This is a genomic window from Kitasatospora sp. NPDC036755 (assembly GCF_040636595.1).
Lineage (GTDB): Bacteria > Actinomycetota > Actinomycetes > Streptomycetales > Streptomycetaceae > Kitasatospora.
The window spans coordinates 1-17931 of sequence record NZ_JBEZUT010000178.1; the positions used below are offsets into that span (position 1 = coordinate 1).

The 17931-nt window shown below is 71.0% G+C and carries 11 protein-coding genes and 1 pseudogene; 11 read left to right on the plus strand and 1 reads right to left on the minus strand.

Annotated elements, in window-relative coordinates:
• Both AB0E96_RS24770 and AB0E96_RS24775 read left to right on the plus strand, forming a co-directional pair.
• The coding region (locus AB0E96_RS24770; protein WP_359827420.1) for an SdrD B-like domain-containing protein at positions 1 to 2159 on the plus strand (2159 nt) is incomplete at its 5' end.
• Between the two features lie 356 nt (positions 2160 to 2515).
• On the plus strand, positions 2516 to 2794 hold the full coding sequence (locus AB0E96_RS24775) for a hypothetical protein (RefSeq protein ID WP_359827421.1): 279 nt from the start codon (positions 2516 to 2518) through the stop codon (positions 2792 to 2794).
• Between the two features lie 485 nt (positions 2795 to 3279).
• Here AB0E96_RS24775 and AB0E96_RS24780 read toward each other — a convergent pair whose 3' ends face one another.
• Complete coding sequence (locus AB0E96_RS24780; protein ID WP_359827437.1) at positions 3280 to 3750, minus strand: phosphopantetheine-binding protein; 471 nt, start codon at positions 3748 to 3750, stop codon at positions 3280 to 3282.
• 721 nt (positions 3751 to 4471) lie between these two features.
• Between AB0E96_RS24780 and AB0E96_RS24785 the strand changes: the two genes are divergently transcribed.
• From AB0E96_RS24785 to AB0E96_RS24825, 9 genes and pseudogenes are all read left to right on the plus strand, one after another.
• Positions 4472 to 6115, plus strand: coding sequence for an ABC transporter ATP-binding protein (locus AB0E96_RS24785; protein WP_359827423.1), 1644 nt, complete (start codon positions 4472 to 4474; stop codon positions 6113 to 6115).
• Positions 6112 to 7863 carry an ABC transporter ATP-binding protein gene (locus AB0E96_RS24790; RefSeq protein ID WP_359827425.1) on the plus strand — a complete coding sequence of 584 codons (1752 nt, stop codon included), beginning with the start codon at positions 6112 to 6114 and terminating at the stop codon, positions 7861 to 7863. The genes AB0E96_RS24785 and AB0E96_RS24790 overlap by 4 nt, the downstream gene beginning before the upstream one ends.
• A 520-nt stretch (positions 7864 to 8383) precedes the next feature.
• Positions 8384 to 9589, plus strand: a complete 1206-nt coding sequence (locus AB0E96_RS24795) for a sensor histidine kinase (RefSeq protein WP_359827426.1) — start codon at positions 8384 to 8386, stop codon at positions 9587 to 9589.
• Positions 9586 to 10260, plus strand: a complete 675-nt coding sequence (locus AB0E96_RS24800) for a response regulator transcription factor (RefSeq protein WP_359827427.1) — start codon at positions 9586 to 9588, stop codon at positions 10258 to 10260. Before AB0E96_RS24795 ends, AB0E96_RS24800 begins: the two co-directional genes overlap by 4 nt.
• Before the next feature lie 232 nt (positions 10261 to 10492).
• Complete coding sequence (locus AB0E96_RS24805) at positions 10493 to 11728, plus strand: alpha/beta hydrolase (protein ID WP_359827429.1); 1236 nt, start codon at positions 10493 to 10495, stop codon at positions 11726 to 11728.
• A 194-nt stretch (positions 11729 to 11922) separates the two neighbouring features.
• The gene (locus AB0E96_RS24810) at positions 11923 to 13167 is read left to right on the plus strand and encodes a phosphatidylserine decarboxylase (protein ID WP_359827431.1); all 1245 of its coding nucleotides are present in this window, start codon (positions 11923 to 11925) and stop codon (positions 13165 to 13167) included.
• Positions 13168 to 13170: 3 nt separating this feature from the next.
• Entirely contained in the window at positions 13171 to 14616 is a 1446-nt protein-coding gene (locus AB0E96_RS24815; RefSeq protein WP_359827433.1) for a hypothetical protein, read from the plus strand.
• Positions 14613 to 15398: a pyridoxamine 5'-phosphate oxidase family protein gene (locus AB0E96_RS24820; protein ID WP_359827435.1), complete on the plus strand. Its 786-nt coding sequence runs from the start codon at positions 14613 to 14615 to the stop codon at positions 15396 to 15398. Before AB0E96_RS24815 ends, AB0E96_RS24820 begins: the two co-directional genes overlap by 4 nt.
• 569 nt (positions 15399 to 15967) lie before the next feature.
• Positions 15968 to 17931 (plus strand): annotated as a pseudogene (locus tag AB0E96_RS24825) (hypothetical protein); the annotation flags it as partial.

Sequence of the window (17931 nt, forward strand, 5' to 3'; positions counted from 1 at the left end):
AGCAGGGCAACGACACCGGCGTCGCGGGCGTGACGGTCAACCTGCTGGACGGCAACGGCCAGCTCATCCGCGACAAGGACGGCAAGCCCGTCACCGCGGTCACGGACGCCAACGGCAAGTACCTGTTCGACAACCTGCCCGACGGCACCTACGAGGTCCAGTTCGACCTGTCGACCCTGCCGCCGGGCGCCAAGGTGTCCAAGCAGCGCCAGGGCACCGACCCGACCAAGCAGTCCTCCGCCGACCCGGACACCGGACGCACCCAGCCGGTGACGGTCTCCGGCGGCCAGCGCATCCTCGACCTCGACATGGGCATCGTCGAGCCGCCCAGGAACAACAACGCGATCGGTGACTTCGTCTGGCTCGACCAGAACCAGTCGGGCATCCAGCAGGGCAACGACATCGGCGTCCAGGGCATCCGGGTCAACCTCCTGGACGGCAGCGGCAAGCCGGTGCTGGACGCAGACGGCAAGCCGATCACCACGGTCACCGACGCCAACGGCCGGTACCTGTTCGACGGCCTGCCGGACGGCAGCTACCAGGTGCAGTTCGACCTGGTGACGCTGCCGCCGGGCGCCTCGGTGTCCAAGCAGTCCCAGGGCACCGACCCGACCAAGCAGTCCTCCGCCGACCCGGTCACCGGGGTCACCCGGTCGGTGACGGTCTCCGGCGGCCAGCGCATCCTCGACCTCGACATGGGCATCGTCGAAGCGCCGAAGCCGGTCAACTCGATCGGTGACTTCGTCTGGCTGGACCGGAACGACTCCGGCATCCAGCAGGGCGACGACACCGGCGTGGCGGGGGTGAAGGTCAACCTCCTGGACGGCAACGGCAAGCCGGTGCTGAACGCTGACGGCAAGCCGATCAGCACCGTCACCGACGCCGACGGCAAGTACCTGTTCGACAGCCTGCCGGACGGCAGCTACCAGGTGCAGTTCGACCTGTCGACCCTGCCGCCGGGCGCCAAGGTCTCCAAGCAGTCCCAGGGCACCGACCCCGCCAAGCAGTCCTCCGCCGACCCGGCCACCGGGATCACCCGGTCCGTGACCGTCACCGGCGGCCAGCACGTCCTCGACCTCGACATGGGCATCGTCGAGCCGCCGAAGAACAACAACGCGATCGGTGACTTCGTCTGGCTCGACCAGAACCAGTCGGGCGTCCAGCAGGGCAACGACATCGGCGTCCAGGGTATCCAGGTCAACCTCCTGGACGGCAACGGCAAGCCCGTCCTCGACGCCAATGGCAAGCCGATCAGCACCGTCACCGACGCCGACGGCAAGTACCTGTTCGACAACCTCCCCGACGGCAGCTACCAGGTCCAGTTCGACCTGCTGACGCTGCCTCCGGGCGCCTCGGTGTCCAAGCAGTCCCAGGGCACCGACCCCGCCAAGCAGTCCTCCGCCGACCCGGTCACCGGGATCACCCGGTCCGTGACCGTCACCGGCGGCCAGCGCCTCCTCGACCTCGACATGGGCATCGTCGAAGCGCCGAAGCCGGTCAACTCGATCGGTGACTTCGTCTGGCTCGACAAGAACGACTCCGGCATCCAGCAGGGCAACGACACCGGCGTGGCGGGCGTGAAGGTCAACCTCCTGGACGGCAACGGCAAGCCGGTGCTGAACGCCGACGGCAAGCCGATCAGCACCGTCACCGACTCCACCGGCCGCTACCTGTTCGACAGCCTCCCGGACGGCACCTACCAGGTGCAGTTCGACCTGTCGACCCTGCCCAAGGGCGCCAGGGTGTCCAAGCAGTCCCAGGGCACCGACCCGACCAAGCAGTCCTCCGCCGACCCGGCCACCGGGATCACCCGGTCCGTGACCGTCACCGGCGGCCAGCACGTCCTCGACCTCGACATGGGCGTCACCCCCCAGAGCACTTCCCCCTCACCCACCGCCTCCCCGTCCCCGACCGCGTCACCGAGCCCGACCGCGTCACCGAGTCCGACCAACTCCCCGACACCGAAGCCGTCCGGGACACACTCCGGGCCCCCGTCGCACAGCCCGACCCACCACCCGACCGCGTCGCCGAGCGGCACCCTGCCGCACACCGGCGCCTCCTCCTCGAACACGCTCGTCTCCGTCCTGGGAGCCATCGCCGTCCTCGGCGGCGGCACCCTCTGCTTCGTCGCCTACCGCAGGCCGGGCCGTCACAGCTGACCCGACGATGAACAACTGAACAGCCGGCCACAGGTGGCGCCGCTCCCGCGGCGCCACCTGCGTTTTGACCCCGTGCGCCGACGATCGTGATGGGGAAGTCTCCGGCTCCGCGGTGGCCGTCGCGCTGTCGGCCCCGAACTCCGGCCGCGGCACCTCACCGTCGGCGGGCCCCAGGACGCTCCGTCAATCCTCCGCCTCCCGGCTCGCAAATTCGAGTGATCCCGGCCGGGTATCGGCGCGGCATCCGGACAGGCGACGCCGACGGTTCGGTAGAACATGTCCCGGGTCGGCACCTTTGGGCGGACTACGCCCTCTTCGACCCGCCAAGTCACCTTTCCCGGAAAGATCTGATCATCATGAGGCTGGCCCGACGTATCGCTGCCACTGGCGGCACCCTCTCCATCGCCCTGGGCGGGCTCGTCGCCGCGGCCCCCGCCGCGAGCGCGACCGTGCAGGGGTGCACCAGTCACGTGACGAACAGGGAGTCGAACGCCACCAAGGAACTCGTGGAGGACGCCTGCAAGACCGCCGCGGGCGGAGGCGAAGCGGCGTTCAAGGACTGCTACCACCTCATGCGGGACGACTACGTTCCCGCCGTCACCGCGGCGGACGCCTGCCGCAAGGCACCGAAGTAACGTGAACGCCCCTCGGCCCCGGTGCGGCAGCCCGCACCGGGGCCGAGGGCCGTCCGCGAGCACGGTGGTGCCGGTGCCGGTGCCGGTGGCGGTCCGGCCGGAGGGTCGCCGGGTGTGGGCGTCGGCCCTGTCGCCCGGCACGGGGAGGGCGGTGGCGTTCGCAGCGGCACCGACGTCCTGATGGTCCCGGTGCTCGGTGTCGACCGTGTCCTGCCAGGGCGGCCCGTGTCGTGGGGCCCGCTGCCGATGGGGAGGCTGCGACAGGACGGGTCCTCCGGATGTTCCAGGAGAGGCCGGGACACGCGCTGGTCCTGGCCTGCTGCCCGGATCCGGCCGCCGCGTCGCGGCTGTGCGTGCGGCAGGCCCCAGGGCGGCGCCGATCGCTGCCCGTGCCGGACCCGATGAGGAAGGTGCTGGGGAGCAGTTGCGTGCTCCTCGGCCGGCCGGCCGAACGCTGTGCCAGTGACGGCGGCCGCTGCGAAGCCTCAGGCCGCCTCCTCCAGCAGCCGCTCGTTGACGAGCGAGGCGAGGGCGCCGAACGTGGGATGGGTGATGACCTCGGCCGCGTCGACTTCGACCCGGAGGTTCTCCTGGATCTCGGCCGCGAGGTACACGGCCACGATCGACGTGCCGCCGCAGGTGAAGAAGTCCGTGTCTGCGGTGACTTCTTCACGCCTGAGGAGTTCGGTCCACAGTGCCGCCAGGCGGCCGTTCAGCTCGGCCACGTCACATCTCTCCTGACTGTGTGCCGGAACCCCCGGGGTGGCTGAAGGTGGCGCGGAATTCACCGGAAATCGGAAGCGATCGTAGGGCGGGTTCGCCTCGCGCGGGTTTCGGATGGCGTGAGCACTTCTTTCCGGGCTGTCGGCTGACGATTTCTTGAAGAGCTGGATGTGCAGCCCGGGCGGGGCATCGGTCGGTGGATCCGTGACCTGGCTGACATGGATGTGACGCATCGTCACGGGATTCGATGGTACGTCACATTGCACTGAGAGGCGACCATGTCGAGATCATCGGGGCCGCACTGGGGTGAATCTGCCGACCTATGAGGCGATTTGTTCCATCGGTCCATGAAGTCGTTCATCAGGCAAGGGGCTTGACGTGGCGGCGGATGGGATGAAGTGATGGTGTGCGGGCGCTGAGCCTCCCGGTGGGTCGAAGTGGCGATCTCGTCAGTTCGGGAATGGTGTCCGCAATGGAAGGCCCGAGTGTTCGGGTGTGTACGAAGCTTTGCCTCTCGGGGCAGGCGCGCACGCATTGTTTCGAGGGCGAACATCTGAGGACGGGCTGACGAAGGCATCACGGGAGGAACCCGTGACGCGGCTGAAAGGCTGCTTTGAGCGGGCGGTGCTGCGCTGACTCGAATCCCCGCGACCGCGTCCTGCTCAGCGGGAGCTGCGAGGACGACCAGGAGGACGTCAACCAGGCGCTGCTCGTGGCACACCGGCCGGCCGGCCGGCTGCCCCGATTCCCGAAATGGCGGCCGGACGTCACAACCGGGTGCCGCGTTCCCTTGTCGACACACGGAGGTGTGGAGAAGTTGAGTCTCATCGCGCGAAGCGGTCCGCCACCATGACGGCGTCGACCACCGACGCACCGGACCGGACCGGGGCCGCACCGGTCCCCGCTTCCGCGCGGCAGCTGTTGCTCCGGGGGATCCGCCGCAACAGAGCCGGTGTGGCGCGCTCCTTCGGCCTGCTGGCGGCGTGGCAGCTCTCCGAGGCGATGGTGCCGGTGGTGGTCGGCCTGGTCATCGACCATGCGGTGGCAGGGGGGAGCGTCACCACCCTCGCCCTGTGGGGGAGCGTGCTGGCCGGGGTGTTCGCCTCGCTGATGTTCACCTACCGCTGGGGTGCCGCGGACGCGTTCCGGATCGATCAGCGGGAGAACCACCGGCTCCGGGGCGAGATCGCCCACCACGTACTGCGGCCGCTCGGTGCGCGCACCGGTACCCTCTCCGGCGGCACCCTCTCCCTGGCCACCGTCGACACGGCGAGTGTGGGCGGCCTGACCCGGTCCATGGGCAATACGTTCGCCTCGGCGGTCGCGGTGCTGGTGAGCGCCGCCGTCCTGTTGCGCATCGACATCGCGATCGGGCTCGCGGTGCTGCTCGGCGTACCGCTGGTGCTGGGGATCATCCAGTTCGTCACGCCCGTGCTGTCCCGCCGCGACCGCGACCAGCGCACGGAGATCGCCAGAAGCAGCGGCACGGCGGCGGACCTGGTGCGCGGAATGCGGGTCCTCAAGGGCATCGGCGCGGAGGACGAAGCCGCCGCACGCTACCGGGTGCGGAGCCAGGCCGCCAGAGCGGCCGGTATCCGGCTCGCCGGCTCCCACGGCGTCCTGGAGGGCGTCACCACCGTGCTCAGCGGCCTCTTCCTGGCCGGCGTCACCCTGCTCGCGGGCAAACGGGCGCTGGAAGGCGCCATCACCGTCGGACAGCTGGTCGCCATCGTCGGCCTCACCCAGTTCCTCGCGGTGCCCGTCCAGGCCCTCGGCCGGATCGGCGCGAACATCGCGGCCGCGTACGCCTCGGCGTCCCGGATCGTCGACTTCCTGCACGCGCCGCCCCTGTTGGCCGATGGCTTCGCGGAGCCGCCGCTCGGCCAGGTCCCGGCAGTCTCCCTCGACAACGTGACCGCCGGTGCCCTGAACGGGTTCACCCTCGCCTCCCGGCCGGGTGAACTGCTCTGCCTGGTCGTGGACGATCCGGCAGCCACCCAGACCCTCGTGGGCCTGCTCACCGGTGAGACACACGGCGCGGACATCACCGGTGAGGTCCTGCTCGACGGCGTCGCGATCGGCGACCTGAGCCTGCGAGCACGCGCCCAGCGCCGTTTGGTGAACCCCCACCACACCGAACTCCTGGAAGGAACGTTGCGCAGCAACCTCGACCCGGACAGCCGGCACAGCGACGCCGCACTCCTGGACATCCTCGATGCGGCCTCGGCACAGGACATCACCGATCTCGACGAGAAGGGCCTGGACCAGCGGGTGACACCCTCGGGGGCGACCTATTCCGGCGGCCAACGGCAGAGGATCGCTCTGGCCAGAGCGCTGGCGGCCGATCCTCCGGCCCTGCTGCTCGACAACCCGACCACCGCGGTGGACGCGGTCACCGAACAGCACATCGCCCGCGGAATCAGCGCCCTGCGCCACGGCTCGGCGAGCAAGCGCGTCACGTGGATCATCACCACGAGCCCCGCACTGCTCGCGCAGGCGGAGCGCGTGGTGTTCGTGGCGGGCGGCCGTGTTGTCGAGGAGGGCACCCACCAGGAACTGCTCGGCAGGCCCGCCTACCAGGAGCTGGTGCTGCGGTGAGCCGGGACCTGCTGCCGATCGGAACCCAACGGGAGACCCTCGCCTTCCTCGGCCGCATGGCATGGGGCAACGGCAGCCGGCGGGCGACCGTGACCACGGCCGTCGCGATCGTGCTGGGGAGCGCCTCCGGCCTCGTGGCGCCCTGGATCCTGGGAACGATCGTCGATGACATCCGGGCGGGCCGGGACACCATCGTCTCCTCAGCGCTGGTCATTGCTGCCGCGACGGTGGCGTCCGCGCTGCTCGGAGGCCTGGCGGTGGCCGCGCTGGCCCGGGCGGGGGAGCCGGCCCTGGCCGAGTTGCGGGAGCGCGTGCTCGTCCGGGCGCTGCACCTGCCCGCGGACCGGATCGAGCGGGCCGGCACCGGAGACCTGCTCTCCCGGCTGTCCGACGACGTGCGGACCGTGTCGGAAGGGCTGAACCACGTCGTACCGATCGTTCTGAACTCGGCCGTCACCGTTGCGTTCACCTCTGTGGGTGTGCTGGCCCTGGACTGGCGTCTGGGGCTGGCCATGCTCATGGCGACCCCGCTGTACGCCGTCGGACTGAGGTGGTTCCTGCCGCGCTCCGAGCGGTTGTACCGGGAGCAGAAGGTCGCGCAGGGAGAGCGCGCCGAGGCGCTCCTCGTGGGCCTCGACGCGGCTCCGACGGCCCGAGCCTTCGGGCTCGGGGGCGGACTGCTCCGGAGGATCGAGGACACCTCGAACGGTGCCGTCGGTGTGTCGGTCTCCATGTACCGGCTCACGCTCCGCTTCCTGAACCGGAACAACCTGGCGGAGTTCTTCGGACTGGCCGTCATCCTCGGTCTCGGGTTCCTCCTCGTGCACCACGACCTCACCACCGTCGGCGCCGTCACGGCCGCAGCGCTGTACTTCCTCCGCCTCTTCACTCCCATCGGAGGACTGCTCTTCACCTTCGACCAGTTCCAGGCGATCGGCTCCTCGCTGGCACGGCTCGTCGGCATCGCGACGATGCCGGCCGCCCCTGAGCCCCGTTCGGCCACCAGGCCGGGGGACGTCGTCCTCTCGGGGATCAGCCACGAGTACGTGCCGGGCAAACCGGTCCTGCGCGATGTCGACCTGCGGATCGCCGCCGGTGAGCGGGTCGCTCTCGTCGGTGCCACCGGAGCCGGCAAGACGACGTTGGGCGCGATCGCCGCCGGGGTGCTCCGGCCGACGCGGGGCACGGTGACGGCGGCCGGCGTTCCCCACGGCACCGAGCGGAGCGGGGCGGGCCCGGGGGTCTTCCTGGTGACCCAGGACGTACACGTCTTCGCCGGGACCGTGCGGGAATCGCTCACACTGGTGAGGCCCGGGGCTTCGGACGACGAGGTCCGGCACGCCCTGACCGTGGTGCTGGCCGACCGCTGGGTCATGGCGCTTCCCGGCGGCCTGGACACGGTCATCGGCGACCAGGGGCATCACCTGACACCGGACCGGATCCAGCAACTCGCTCTGGCCCGCATCGTGTTGAGTGACCCGTGGTTCGTCGTGCTGGACGAGGCCACCGCGGAGGCCGGGTCGGCGGGCGCCCTCCTGCTGGAGAAGGCTGCCGAAGCGGCGATGCGAGGCCGTACCGCACTCGTGGTGGCACATCGGCTGGCCCAGGCGCGGTCGGCCGACCGCATCCTCGTGATGGACGACGGAGTCGTCACCGAACAGGGAACCCACGACGAACTGCTCGCGGCCGACTGCCGCTACGCCGGACTCTGGCGAGCCTGGTCGGACCGCCGCGCGGCGACCGGCTGACGGCCCCAGTCGGCAGTGCACATCGGCAGAGCAGGACAGAGAACTGAGGGAGTGCGGTCATGGATCTCGAATTGAAGGCCGGCAGCGGCCAGGGAACCGGTGACCGAAAGCGCCCAGGTCGTCATCGCCGGGCGAGACGGGAGCCGTGCGGACCCCGGTCGGCCCGCCAGGCCGGACACCAGGCAAGGAGCAGCATGGCCGGGATCCTTCGGGCGGCGCGGTGCGGCGTCGGCCGTGTGACAACCGGTGACCGCCGCCGCGAAGAGACCGTCGGGCGGTCCCTCCGGAGGCGGGCGCCCGTGCCGCCTCATACCTGAGAGCCAGGCCGAGGACGGCTCCGCAGCGGGAGGCCGGCCGGCGGGTCCGCTCCGTAGCGTGGTGACCGAGTGCGGGCCGAGGAGGCGCCGTGAGCGTCCGAACCGCTGAGCGCCCCCACTGCGGCCGTCCGGTGGACGAACCGGACAACAGTGACCGTATCGACAGGACCGGGAGGCGGCAGGTGCGCGGAGTGCTGCACACCGTGACGAAGGATCTGTTCACCCCGGCCCCGCAGCCCATGCCGCCCATGAACGGGCCCGGACTGCTGAGGTGGCTGCCGCACGGCGCGGTCGTCGCGGTGGCCGTCTTCGCGGCCGTCTCCGCCACCGAGGACATCCCGCTGCGGCCCGTCGGGATGCTCCACGCCGCGCTGCTGGTGCCGGCGCTGCGCCGGCCGCTGCCGGCCTGGTGGCTGTCGCTGGTGATGCTGCCGGTGTTCTCGCTGTACCCGCCCTTCGCGCCGTACACGGGATGGGCGTGGGCCGTGCAGGCCGGGCTGTCGTTCCTGGTCGCGCTGCGCAACCCGCCGCGGGTGACGGCCGAGACGGTGGCGCTGAGCACCGCGCTGCTGCTGGGACTGCAGCTGGCGGGCGGGCGGATCGGGCCCTGGTACTTCACGGTGATCGTGCTGGTGCTGTTCGCCCTCGTCGTGGCCGCCGCGACCGGGGTGCGCCGGACGAGGGAGGTCCGCGCCCGGCTCGCGGAGCAGGAGCGGGCCCTCGCGCAGGAGCGGGCGCACCGCACCGTCCTGGAGGAACGCGCCCGCATCGCACGCGAGTTGCACGACGTGGTCGCCCACCACATGTCCGTCATCTCCATCCAGGCCGAGGCCGCCCCGTACCGGGTCGCGGACCCGCCCCGGGAACTGGTCGCGGCGCTGGCCGACATCCGAGCGGGCGCCTTGGAGGGACTGGCCGAGCTGCGCCGCCTCCTCGGCGTGCTGCGCTCCGAGGACCGTCCCGGCGGGCGTGCTCCCGAGGCCCCGCAGCCCACCCTGGAACGGCTCGACGACCTGCTCGCCGGGGTGCGCGCGGCCGGGCTCGACGTGCGGGCGGTGGTCTCCGGGACGCGCCGCCCGCTGCCCGAGGGCGTGGAGCTGTCGGCTTACCGCATCGTGCAGGAGGCGCTCAGCAACACGCTGCGCCACGCCCCCGGCGCCGCGGCCCGCGTCGAGCTGACGTACACTGACGCCGCCCTGCGGCTGCGGATCCGCAACGGGCCCGGCACCGCGGCCGCCGAGCCCTCGCCGGGAGCCGGGCACGGCCTCCTGGGCATGCGCGAACGTGCCGTGATGCTCGGTGGGGAGTTCTCCGCCGGCACCACCCCCGACGGGGGCTACGAGGTCACCGCGCTGCTGCCGGTGCCCGCCGCCCCAGGCGTCCGGACAGACAGGGAACAGAGCGCATGACGATCCGAGTGATGATCGCCGACGACCAGGCGATGGTTCGCGAGGCATTCTCGGTACTGCTGGGCGCCCAGCCCGGCATCGAGGTGATCGCGACCGCCGTGGACGGCCTGGACGCGGTGGCCAAGGCCGAGGAGCTCCGCCCCGACGTGATCGTGATGGACATCCGGATGCCCGGACTGAACGGCATCGAGGCCACCCGCCGGATCACCGGGCAGGCAGGCCTGCCGACCAGGATCCTCGTCCTGACCACCTTCGACCTCGACGAGTACGTGTACGAGGCGCTGCGGGCCGGCGCCGGCGGGTTCCTCCTCAAGGACGCCTCCGGGATCGAACTGGCCGAGGCGGTACGCGTCGTGTCGGCCGGGGACGCGCTGCTGTCGCCCGGGCTCACCAAGCGGCTCATCACGGAGTTCGCCCGGCTGAGCGGCTCGGTGAAACCGCCCGCCCAGGTGCGGATCGACGTCCTCACCAACCGCGAGACCGAGGTGCTCACGCTGGTCGCCCGGGGCCTGTCCAACGCGGAGATCGCCGCCGAACTCGTCGTCGCCGAGCAGACCGTCAAGACGCACATGGGCAGCATCCTGCAAAAGCTGCAGCTGCGGGACCGCACCCAGGCCGCAGTCCTCGCCTACGAGACGGGACTGGTCGTTCCCGGCCGCACCGATCTGTGATCCCGCGGTGGTGCGGCGGCACCGGCCCGGATGTCTCCCTCCGACCCCCTACCTGAGAGCTGCCCCGGAGAATGGCTCCGCGGTGTGAGGCCCGTACGGGTGCCGGATTCATAGCGTTCTCGGTACGAGCCGGTCCTCGCCGCCCCCGAGTGCGGTTCCGAGGACCTCGCGGCTCCCGACACGTTCCGCGGGCGGCGGTGACCGCTTCGCGCACCATCGCAGGAGTACAGCCATGACCACACCCCGAAGCTCCGCCGCCTCGCCCGGCCGGTCCGCCTCGCCCGGCCGGTCCGTCCGGCCCGGCCGGCCTGCCCGGATCCTGCGGACCGCCTCCGCCGTCCTGGCGTCGTTCCTCGCGTTCCTGGCTGTCGCCATCGTGCTCGGCGCGTACGTTCCCTCGATACCCAAGGCGGGCGTGATCGGGCCGGTCCTGGGCGGGCAGTACCCGTTCCACGTGGCCCTGCTGGCCCTCGTCGCCGCCGGCCTCGCCGTGCCGGCCTGGCGGGCCGGCCCGGTGCGCTGGGGACGCGTGGTCACCGGTGTCTCGACGCTGTGCACCGTGGGCGCGCTGGTCATCGGCGGAATCCAGTTCCAGGCCGCCCGGGAGGCCGGCGTCGACATCTCGCTGCACCAGGTGTTCACCGAACTCGGCTACCCCGCGGCGAAGCCGGACGCGACCGAGACGTTCGCGAGCCCCGGGGGCGAGCCCCTGCGAGTGGACGCGTACCTGCCCGCGAAGGCCCCGGGCAAGCGGACCCCGGCCGTCGTGCTCGCCCACGCGGGCGGTTTCCACACCTTCGACAAGAACGACCTGCGCGGCACCGGCCGCTGGCTCGCCGACCACGGCGTCGCCGTCTTCGCCGTCGACTACCGCCTGTCCGGCCCCGACCGTCCCACCTGGGACGAGGCCCCGCAAGACCTCGTCTCCGCCATGGGCTGGGTGCAGCGCAACGCCGACGCGTACGGCGTCGACGGCGCGCGGATCTCGCTCGGCGGCATGTCGGCGGGCGGCACCCTGGCGATGAACACCGCCTACCGCCTCCAGAACGGCACGATCAAGGCCGCCGAGGGCGCCACCCCGGCGCCCCCGCACTCCGTGATCGGCTTCTACCCCGGCACCGACGTCGCGCAGATGTGGGAGGACGACGTGGCCGGGACCCGCGAGGCGGCGCAGATGTACACCGGCGGCACCCCGCAGCAGTACCCGGACCGCTACCGCGAGGTGTCGCCCACCTCCGACGTCCGCCCCGGCCTGCCCCGCACCCTGCTCGTCGTCGGCGACCGCGACCGCAGCGCCCGCCCCGAGACCGTCACCGGCCTCGGCGACGCGCTGAGGAAGCAGGGCGTCGACGTCGAGGTGAAGGAACTGCCCTTCGCCGACCACGCGTTCGACGATGTGTACGGCAGCCTCACCTCCCAGACGAGCCGGCAGATCCTGCTCGACTTCCTCCTCGCGGACGCACGCTGACCCCGGGTCCCGGCCGGCCGGCGGGACCGCGGCCCCTCCGGGTCGTCAGGGCCACGACCACCTGCGGCGGCGTACCGCCGTCGGGATGCGGTTTCCAGACGAACGGAGCAACCGCGGGCGCAGTCACCGGCGGGCCGGGACGTACTGGTGGAGGTGCCGCAGCACCTCCACCAGTACGTGAAAGGACGCAGGACGTGCCCGACGTCATCGATCCCCCCTCGAAGACCATCGACGAATTCACCAGGCGGGTCAGGGAGCTGTACAACGACCCGCAGAGCGACTTCAAGCAGAAGTTCGACGCGGCGATCAAGACCGTGAAGAAGCCCCCGGAAGGCACGAAGGCAAAGGTCTACGAGGACTGGCAGAACGCGGGCATCGAGAAGCTGTGCACGTTCTTCGAGGACTGGTACACGTGGGGCAAGAAGCAGGGCGTCCACGACGGGCTGGACTACATCGAGAAGTTCAGCTGGATCAGCTACCTGAACGATACCGGCATGGAGTTCGTGACCACCGGGTCCGGTCGGGCCGTGCTGGCCGACTTCACCAACCTTCAGGGCCTCCAGATGGACGACCCCGCGTCCGAGAGCCTCGTCCGGCAGTGGATCGACGAGCTCGGGCCGAAGCGGATGGCCGACTACGAGCCGGGCGACTGGTCGACCTTCAACAAGTTCTTCATCAGGGAACTGGCGCCCGGCGCCCGGTCGGTCGACGGCAGGCTCGACCCCAGCGTGGTCGTCGCCCCGACCGACTGCGTCATCAACATGATCGTCGACGAGCTCACGGCGGACACGCCGATCCCCGTCAAGACGGTCACCATGAACGTCGGCGAACTGCTCGACGGCTCCGACTTCGCCCAGCGCTTCATCGGTGGCACGGCCGTGTCGTGCATCCTCATGCCGGACACCTACCACCGCTACCACGCCCCGGTCGGCGGCGAGGTGGTGGAAGCCCGTGACGACATCGGCGGCGTCTACTACGGGATGCGGGACTTCCCCGACCTGCTCAACAAGGGGAACGTCGGATACGGCTTCGACTACAGCATGTTCGACGACTTCCGCCGCGGATACGCCGTCATCAGGACGCCGTACGTCGACCACACCGGAGAACCGGACGGGGACGGCTACGTCGCCCTGGTGCCGGTGGGCCTCAACTCGATCGGCTCCGTGAGGTTCCGTGACAAATTCCGGGACATCGTGCCGGGGAAGTATCCGGTCCAGGTGGAAAAGGGGGAGGAGATCGGCTTCTTCCAGTACGGCGGCTCGCTGAACATCCTGCTCTTCGAAAAGGGGCGGTTCCCCGCACTGCAACTGCTCATGGGCCAGCGCATCGGAATCCTCCAGGAGGAGGAGCACACCGAGTACATGTTCGAGAACTTCCGTCGCTTCCACCCCCGGCACATTCCGCTGGAGACCGGGCCCACGGCCCCGAACGGAGAGTGAACCGTGTCCCGCAATCCCGTGTACGCGATCCCGGCCAACAACTCCGCGACGCAGACGATCCACTTCTACCCGGACCCGGCGAAGAAGGACGACGAGGGCACCCCGAAGACGGTCCGCTCCTACGCCGGGTACGCGGACGTCGACGGCCCGGGCAGCGCGCAGAAGAGCCACCTCTTCTACTGGTTCTTCGAGAGCCAGACCTGCGACCCCAACGTCGACGCCCGCGCCCAGCAGGAACTCGTCGACGTCACACCACTGTTGATCTGGCTCAACGGCGGCCCCGGCGCCTCCTCGCTGATCGGGCTGTTCATGGAGAACGGGCCGCTGCGCGTCGCCACCGATGCCGCCGCGACGATCTCGGTGAGCCCCGACACCTGGAACCAGGAAGCCCACGTCGTCTACTGGGACCAGCCCATCGGCTCCGGCTACAGCTACTGCGAGACCGAGGGCGTGTACGTCGAGGACGAGGAGACCCTCGCCCGGATGTTCTGGGAGGCCCTGCAACAGTTCTTCGCGACGTACCCGGAGTACAAGAACTGCCCCCTGTACGTCTGCGGCGAGAGCTACGCGGGCAAGTACGTGCCGGCGATCGCCTGGAAGATCCACCAGGAGAACCGCAAGAAGCCCGGCACATCCCTCGCACTGAAGGGGATCGCCGTGGGCAACGGCTGGATCAAGCCGGAACTCTCGGTCCGCGTCATGATCGACTACGCCTACGCGTCCGGACTGATCGGCCTGAACCAGAAGAACACCCTGGACGGCTACTACACCAGGTTCAAGGACGTCCTGGAGGAAGGGGAGAAGAACAAGGACACCAAGAAGCTGAAGCAGGCCACCGACCTCGGCAACGGCATCGTCAACGCCGTCCTCGCCTACGGGGGCAACTTCGACGCCTACGACGTACGGCGCTGGGACGACCTGCTGTCCATCGGAGCGCTGCCCTCCTACCTCGACAGCCGGCCCGTCAAGGACGCACTGCACGTCACGGCGGACTGGCAGTGTGCGGACAACTCCGGTCCGGTGGCCGAGCATCTGAAGGCCGACAACATGGCGGACGCCTCCGGTCTGTACGCCGAACTCATCACCGCGAACGAGAAGTACAAAGTCCTCCTCTACACCGGGGACTTCGACACCGCCTGCGGCTTCCAGAGCACCGAGGAGATCCTCGACGGCATCGTGAAGCCGCACGACAGCTGGCACAAGGCCAAACGGCTGATCTGGCAGCAGGCACAGGGACACCCCAAGGGATTCGTCCGCACCCTCGGCAACGTCACCCAGGTCGCCCTGCCCGACTCCGGACACGAAGTCCCCGCCTACCAGCCGCAGATCTGCCGCGAGATGCTCTACAACTGGCTCTTCGGCCGCCCCTTCCACGGCCAGGACCCCGAAGGCGTGGCACAGGGCATCCTGGCCAAGGCCCAGGAAGACGCCGAGAAGGAAGAAGGATGAGCGAGGCCACGCGGGTGCCGGCCGACCCGCGGATGCCGGCCTCCGTCGCCAAGAGGACGAAGGAGACGGAGGACCTGGAGGCGTCAGCGGCGATCCTCAAGGAGGGGTTCGTCTGCACCGTCGCCCACCTGGAGACCGTACCCGGCAGCGTGCCGGCCGCGATCAGACCGAAATGCGTCCCCATGGTCTACGCCTACCGTGAGGAAGGCGGACAGAAGCTCCTCTACCTGCACGGCTCCATCCACTGGCCGGACCCGACACCGCCCTCGCTGAAACACCTGTGGAGCGAGGGCGGAGTCCCGGTCTGCGTGACCGTCACCCTGCTCGACGGCCTCGTCGTCGGACGAGCCGCGATCAGCACCTCCCTCAACTACCGCTCCGTGGTGGTCGACGGAATCGCGAAGAAGGTCGCCCAAGCCGAGCGCGGGAAGACGATCGAGGCCCTCAGCGACCAGGTCATCCCCGGCCGGTGGGCCGAACTCCGCCCGCTCAAGGACGGCCCGAACGGCGAGATGGACAGCGACGGCAAACACTCGCCCACCGTCGGCGTCCTCTCCGTCAGCCTCACCGAGAACGCCACGGTGCGGATGAAGAAGCACCAGATCACCCAGCCCGAGCACGAGAACCAGGACGACTGGAACTGGAACCACGGCAAGGCCTGGGGCGGCATCCTCCCGATCCGCCACACCTACGGCCCGGCCCAACCCGACTCCCACGTCCAGCAGGGCGCCGCCGTCCCCGACTCCATCCAGAAACTCATCAAGGAGGGCCGCGCCGGCTGAACCGCCGGCACCCGGCCGACCCCGCGGGGGCGGGTCTACGACGACCAGCTTGACGACGTAGACCGGCTGACCCCCGCGGGTGCGGGGAGGACTACCCGATCGGCACGTTCCTGCCCGTCGGCAGCGGCTGACCCCCGCGGGTGTGGGGAGGACAGGCGACCGGCGCCCGTGCACGCCCGCGCCACCGGCTGACCCCCGCGGGTGCGGGGAGGACCCTTCGTGAGCTGCGATGATGCGGCGGCTTTGCTGCTTCTTTGTCGAACTGGCCGTATGCCTGCGGCGGTTGGCCCGTCGGGGTGGCGAGACCTGGGGACATCGTGTCATGAGTCGGGAGGTCCGCCGTTCCGTGGCGCTGGGGATCCGGTAGATTCTGCCGCCGGTTGTTCGGCACACGAAGTGGCTGAGTGCGAGCGGGCGGGGGCGGCGGGGTGCGGCGTGGGGACGGGCGTGTGGAGAGCCTGCTGGAGTGCTGGCGGGCGGTCGAGTTGTTCGGTCCGCCGTCGATTCCGGAGGTGCCGAGGAAGCGTCGGGCGGGTCGGCCCCGGGCGTCGGACGTCATCGTCGTCGATGTGACGCCGGCGGCGGGCCGGGCCGCGCCGGTGTTGCCGTGGGCGCCGGAGCATCCGGAGACGGCGGCGCGGTGGGCGCCGCGCGGGATGGTGTGGCGGCACGAGGTGTACGGCGGGGTGTTCGACCTGGAGCTGTTGCGCCGGGCGATGATCGCCGTGCTGCCGAAGGGCACCGACCCGGATCCGGGGGTGCCGGACGAGGAGTTGGTGCTGTCGGGGAAGAGCGCGATGTTCGCGCTCGTCCTGGACGAGCACGGGCGGCCGGTCGAGGACACGTCGGTGGTTTCCGCGTGTGCCTGGGCGACGGGTCGGCTGTTCGACCCGGGGCCGTCGGCGGTCGGGTGGCTGGACGGGTTCGAGGAGTTGGGGGAGGCGTTCGAGGTCGCGGTGGGGCGGTTGACCGCGACGCCGGTGCCGTACGCGTCGGGGCCCCAGGGCCTGCCGGGCTCGGAGCCCGCGGCGGAGGGCGGCTGGCGGCAGCTGCTCGCGGAGGTCCTGGGCGGCGCGGCGGTGGCGGCGGTCGGCGTGCTGTTCGGCGAGGTCGCCGGGGCTGCCGTGCAGGGGGCGACGGAGCCGCTGGTGCGGCGGGTCGCCGAGTGGTCGGCGTCCCGCCGTCCGGACGGGGATGGGGCGGACGGCCAGGAGGGTTCGGACGGGGAGGCCGCGCCGGAGCCGTCCGTGGACGGGGTGGAGGAGGACACCGGCGCCCGCCCGGTCGCGCTCGCCGACCTGGTGGCGCTGACGGCCCAGATCGCCCATCTCTGCGGCGTGGAGGAGCACTTGGACCCGCGGGCGATCCGGGTCCGGAGCCGGCTGGTCCACCGCCCGCGCGACCCGAAGGCGAAGCCCGCCGCCGCCCAGCCGTTCCTGAACAGCCTGCTGCCGCCGGATCTCGCCCGGGTGCGGGCCGCGCTGGACGACGGCCGTTCCGGTGGTCTGGGCCCGGCGCTGGAGGCCTATCTGACCGGCCGCGGGGACATCCCCGTCGGCGCCCGCACCGATCTGCGCGGGGACCGTACCGCCGGCCTGGAGGGCGTCCATCCGGCGCTCGTCCCGGCGGGGCGCTGGCCCGCGAAGGCGCGCCACCCGCTCGCGCTCAGCCAGCAGTTCGCGGTCAACCGGATGCTGGCCGACCGCGCCGACACCGGAGCCGGAGCCGACACCGGAGCCGGCGACGCCGACGCCGGCGGCCTGTTCTCCGTCAACGGCCCGCCCGGCACCGGCAAGACCACCATGCTGCGCGACCTGGTCGCCGCCCTCGTGGTGGAACGCGCCGCCGTGATGGCGGGCTACGGACGGCCCGAGGAGGCCTTCGTCGGACGTGCCTGGCGGGGCAAGGACCGCCAGGGCGTCCACGCGCGCTTCGTCTCCGCCCTCGACCCGCGGCTCACCGGCCGCGAGATCGTGGTGACCTCCTCCAACAACGGCGCCGTGGAGAACATCACCGCCGAACTGCCCGGCGCCGACGCCCTGGACGAGCACTGGCACGGCGGCCCCGACCACTTCTCCGACCTCGCCTCGGCGCTGCTCGGCGGAGCTCCCGCCTGGGGACTGGTCGCGGCCGTGCTCGGCAACAAGTCCAACCGGACGAGGTTCAGCGAGCGCTTCTGGTGGGGCCGGCTGCCCGAGGACGAGACCGCCGCCCGGGCCGAGGCGGGCCTCCCGCCGCTGCGCGGCATGAACGCGGTCCTCGGTGACTGGGTGCCGCCCAGGACGGCGGCCGGCAGCAGAACGGCGGCCGGCACCGGAGCCATGGCCGGTACCGCCGCCCAGCCCGCGCCCGCCCAGCCCGTCCCCTCCTGGCCGGAGGCCGTCGCCGCCTTCCGGGCCGCCCAGGCCGAGGTCGAGCGCCTGCGCGCCGAACGCGTCCGCCTCGCCGCGGTCCTGGCCGACGTCCGGGCGGGTCGGGCGCACCCCCGGCTGGAGGCGCTGCGCACCGCCGTCACCCGCGCCGACGACCGTGC

Bases quoted from the DNA above. Each gene is read 5' to 3' on its own strand.
- AB0E96_RS24775 (WP_359827421.1), top strand. From the start codon at position 2,516: ATGAGGCTGGCCCGACGTATCGCTGCCACTGGCGGCACCCTCTCCATC.
- AB0E96_RS24780 (WP_359827437.1), bottom strand. From the start codon at position 3,750: ATGCGTCACATCCATGTCAGCCAGGTCACGGATCCACCGACCGATGCC.
- AB0E96_RS24800 (WP_359827427.1), top strand. From the start codon at position 9,586: ATGACGATCCGAGTGATGATCGCCGACGACCAGGCGATGGTTCGCGAG.
- AB0E96_RS24805 (WP_359827429.1), top strand. From the start codon at position 10,493: ATGACCACACCCCGAAGCTCCGCCGCCTCGCCCGGCCGGTCCGCCTCG.
- AB0E96_RS24820 (WP_359827435.1), top strand. From the start codon at position 14,613: ATGAGCGAGGCCACGCGGGTGCCGGCCGACCCGCGGATGCCGGCCTCC.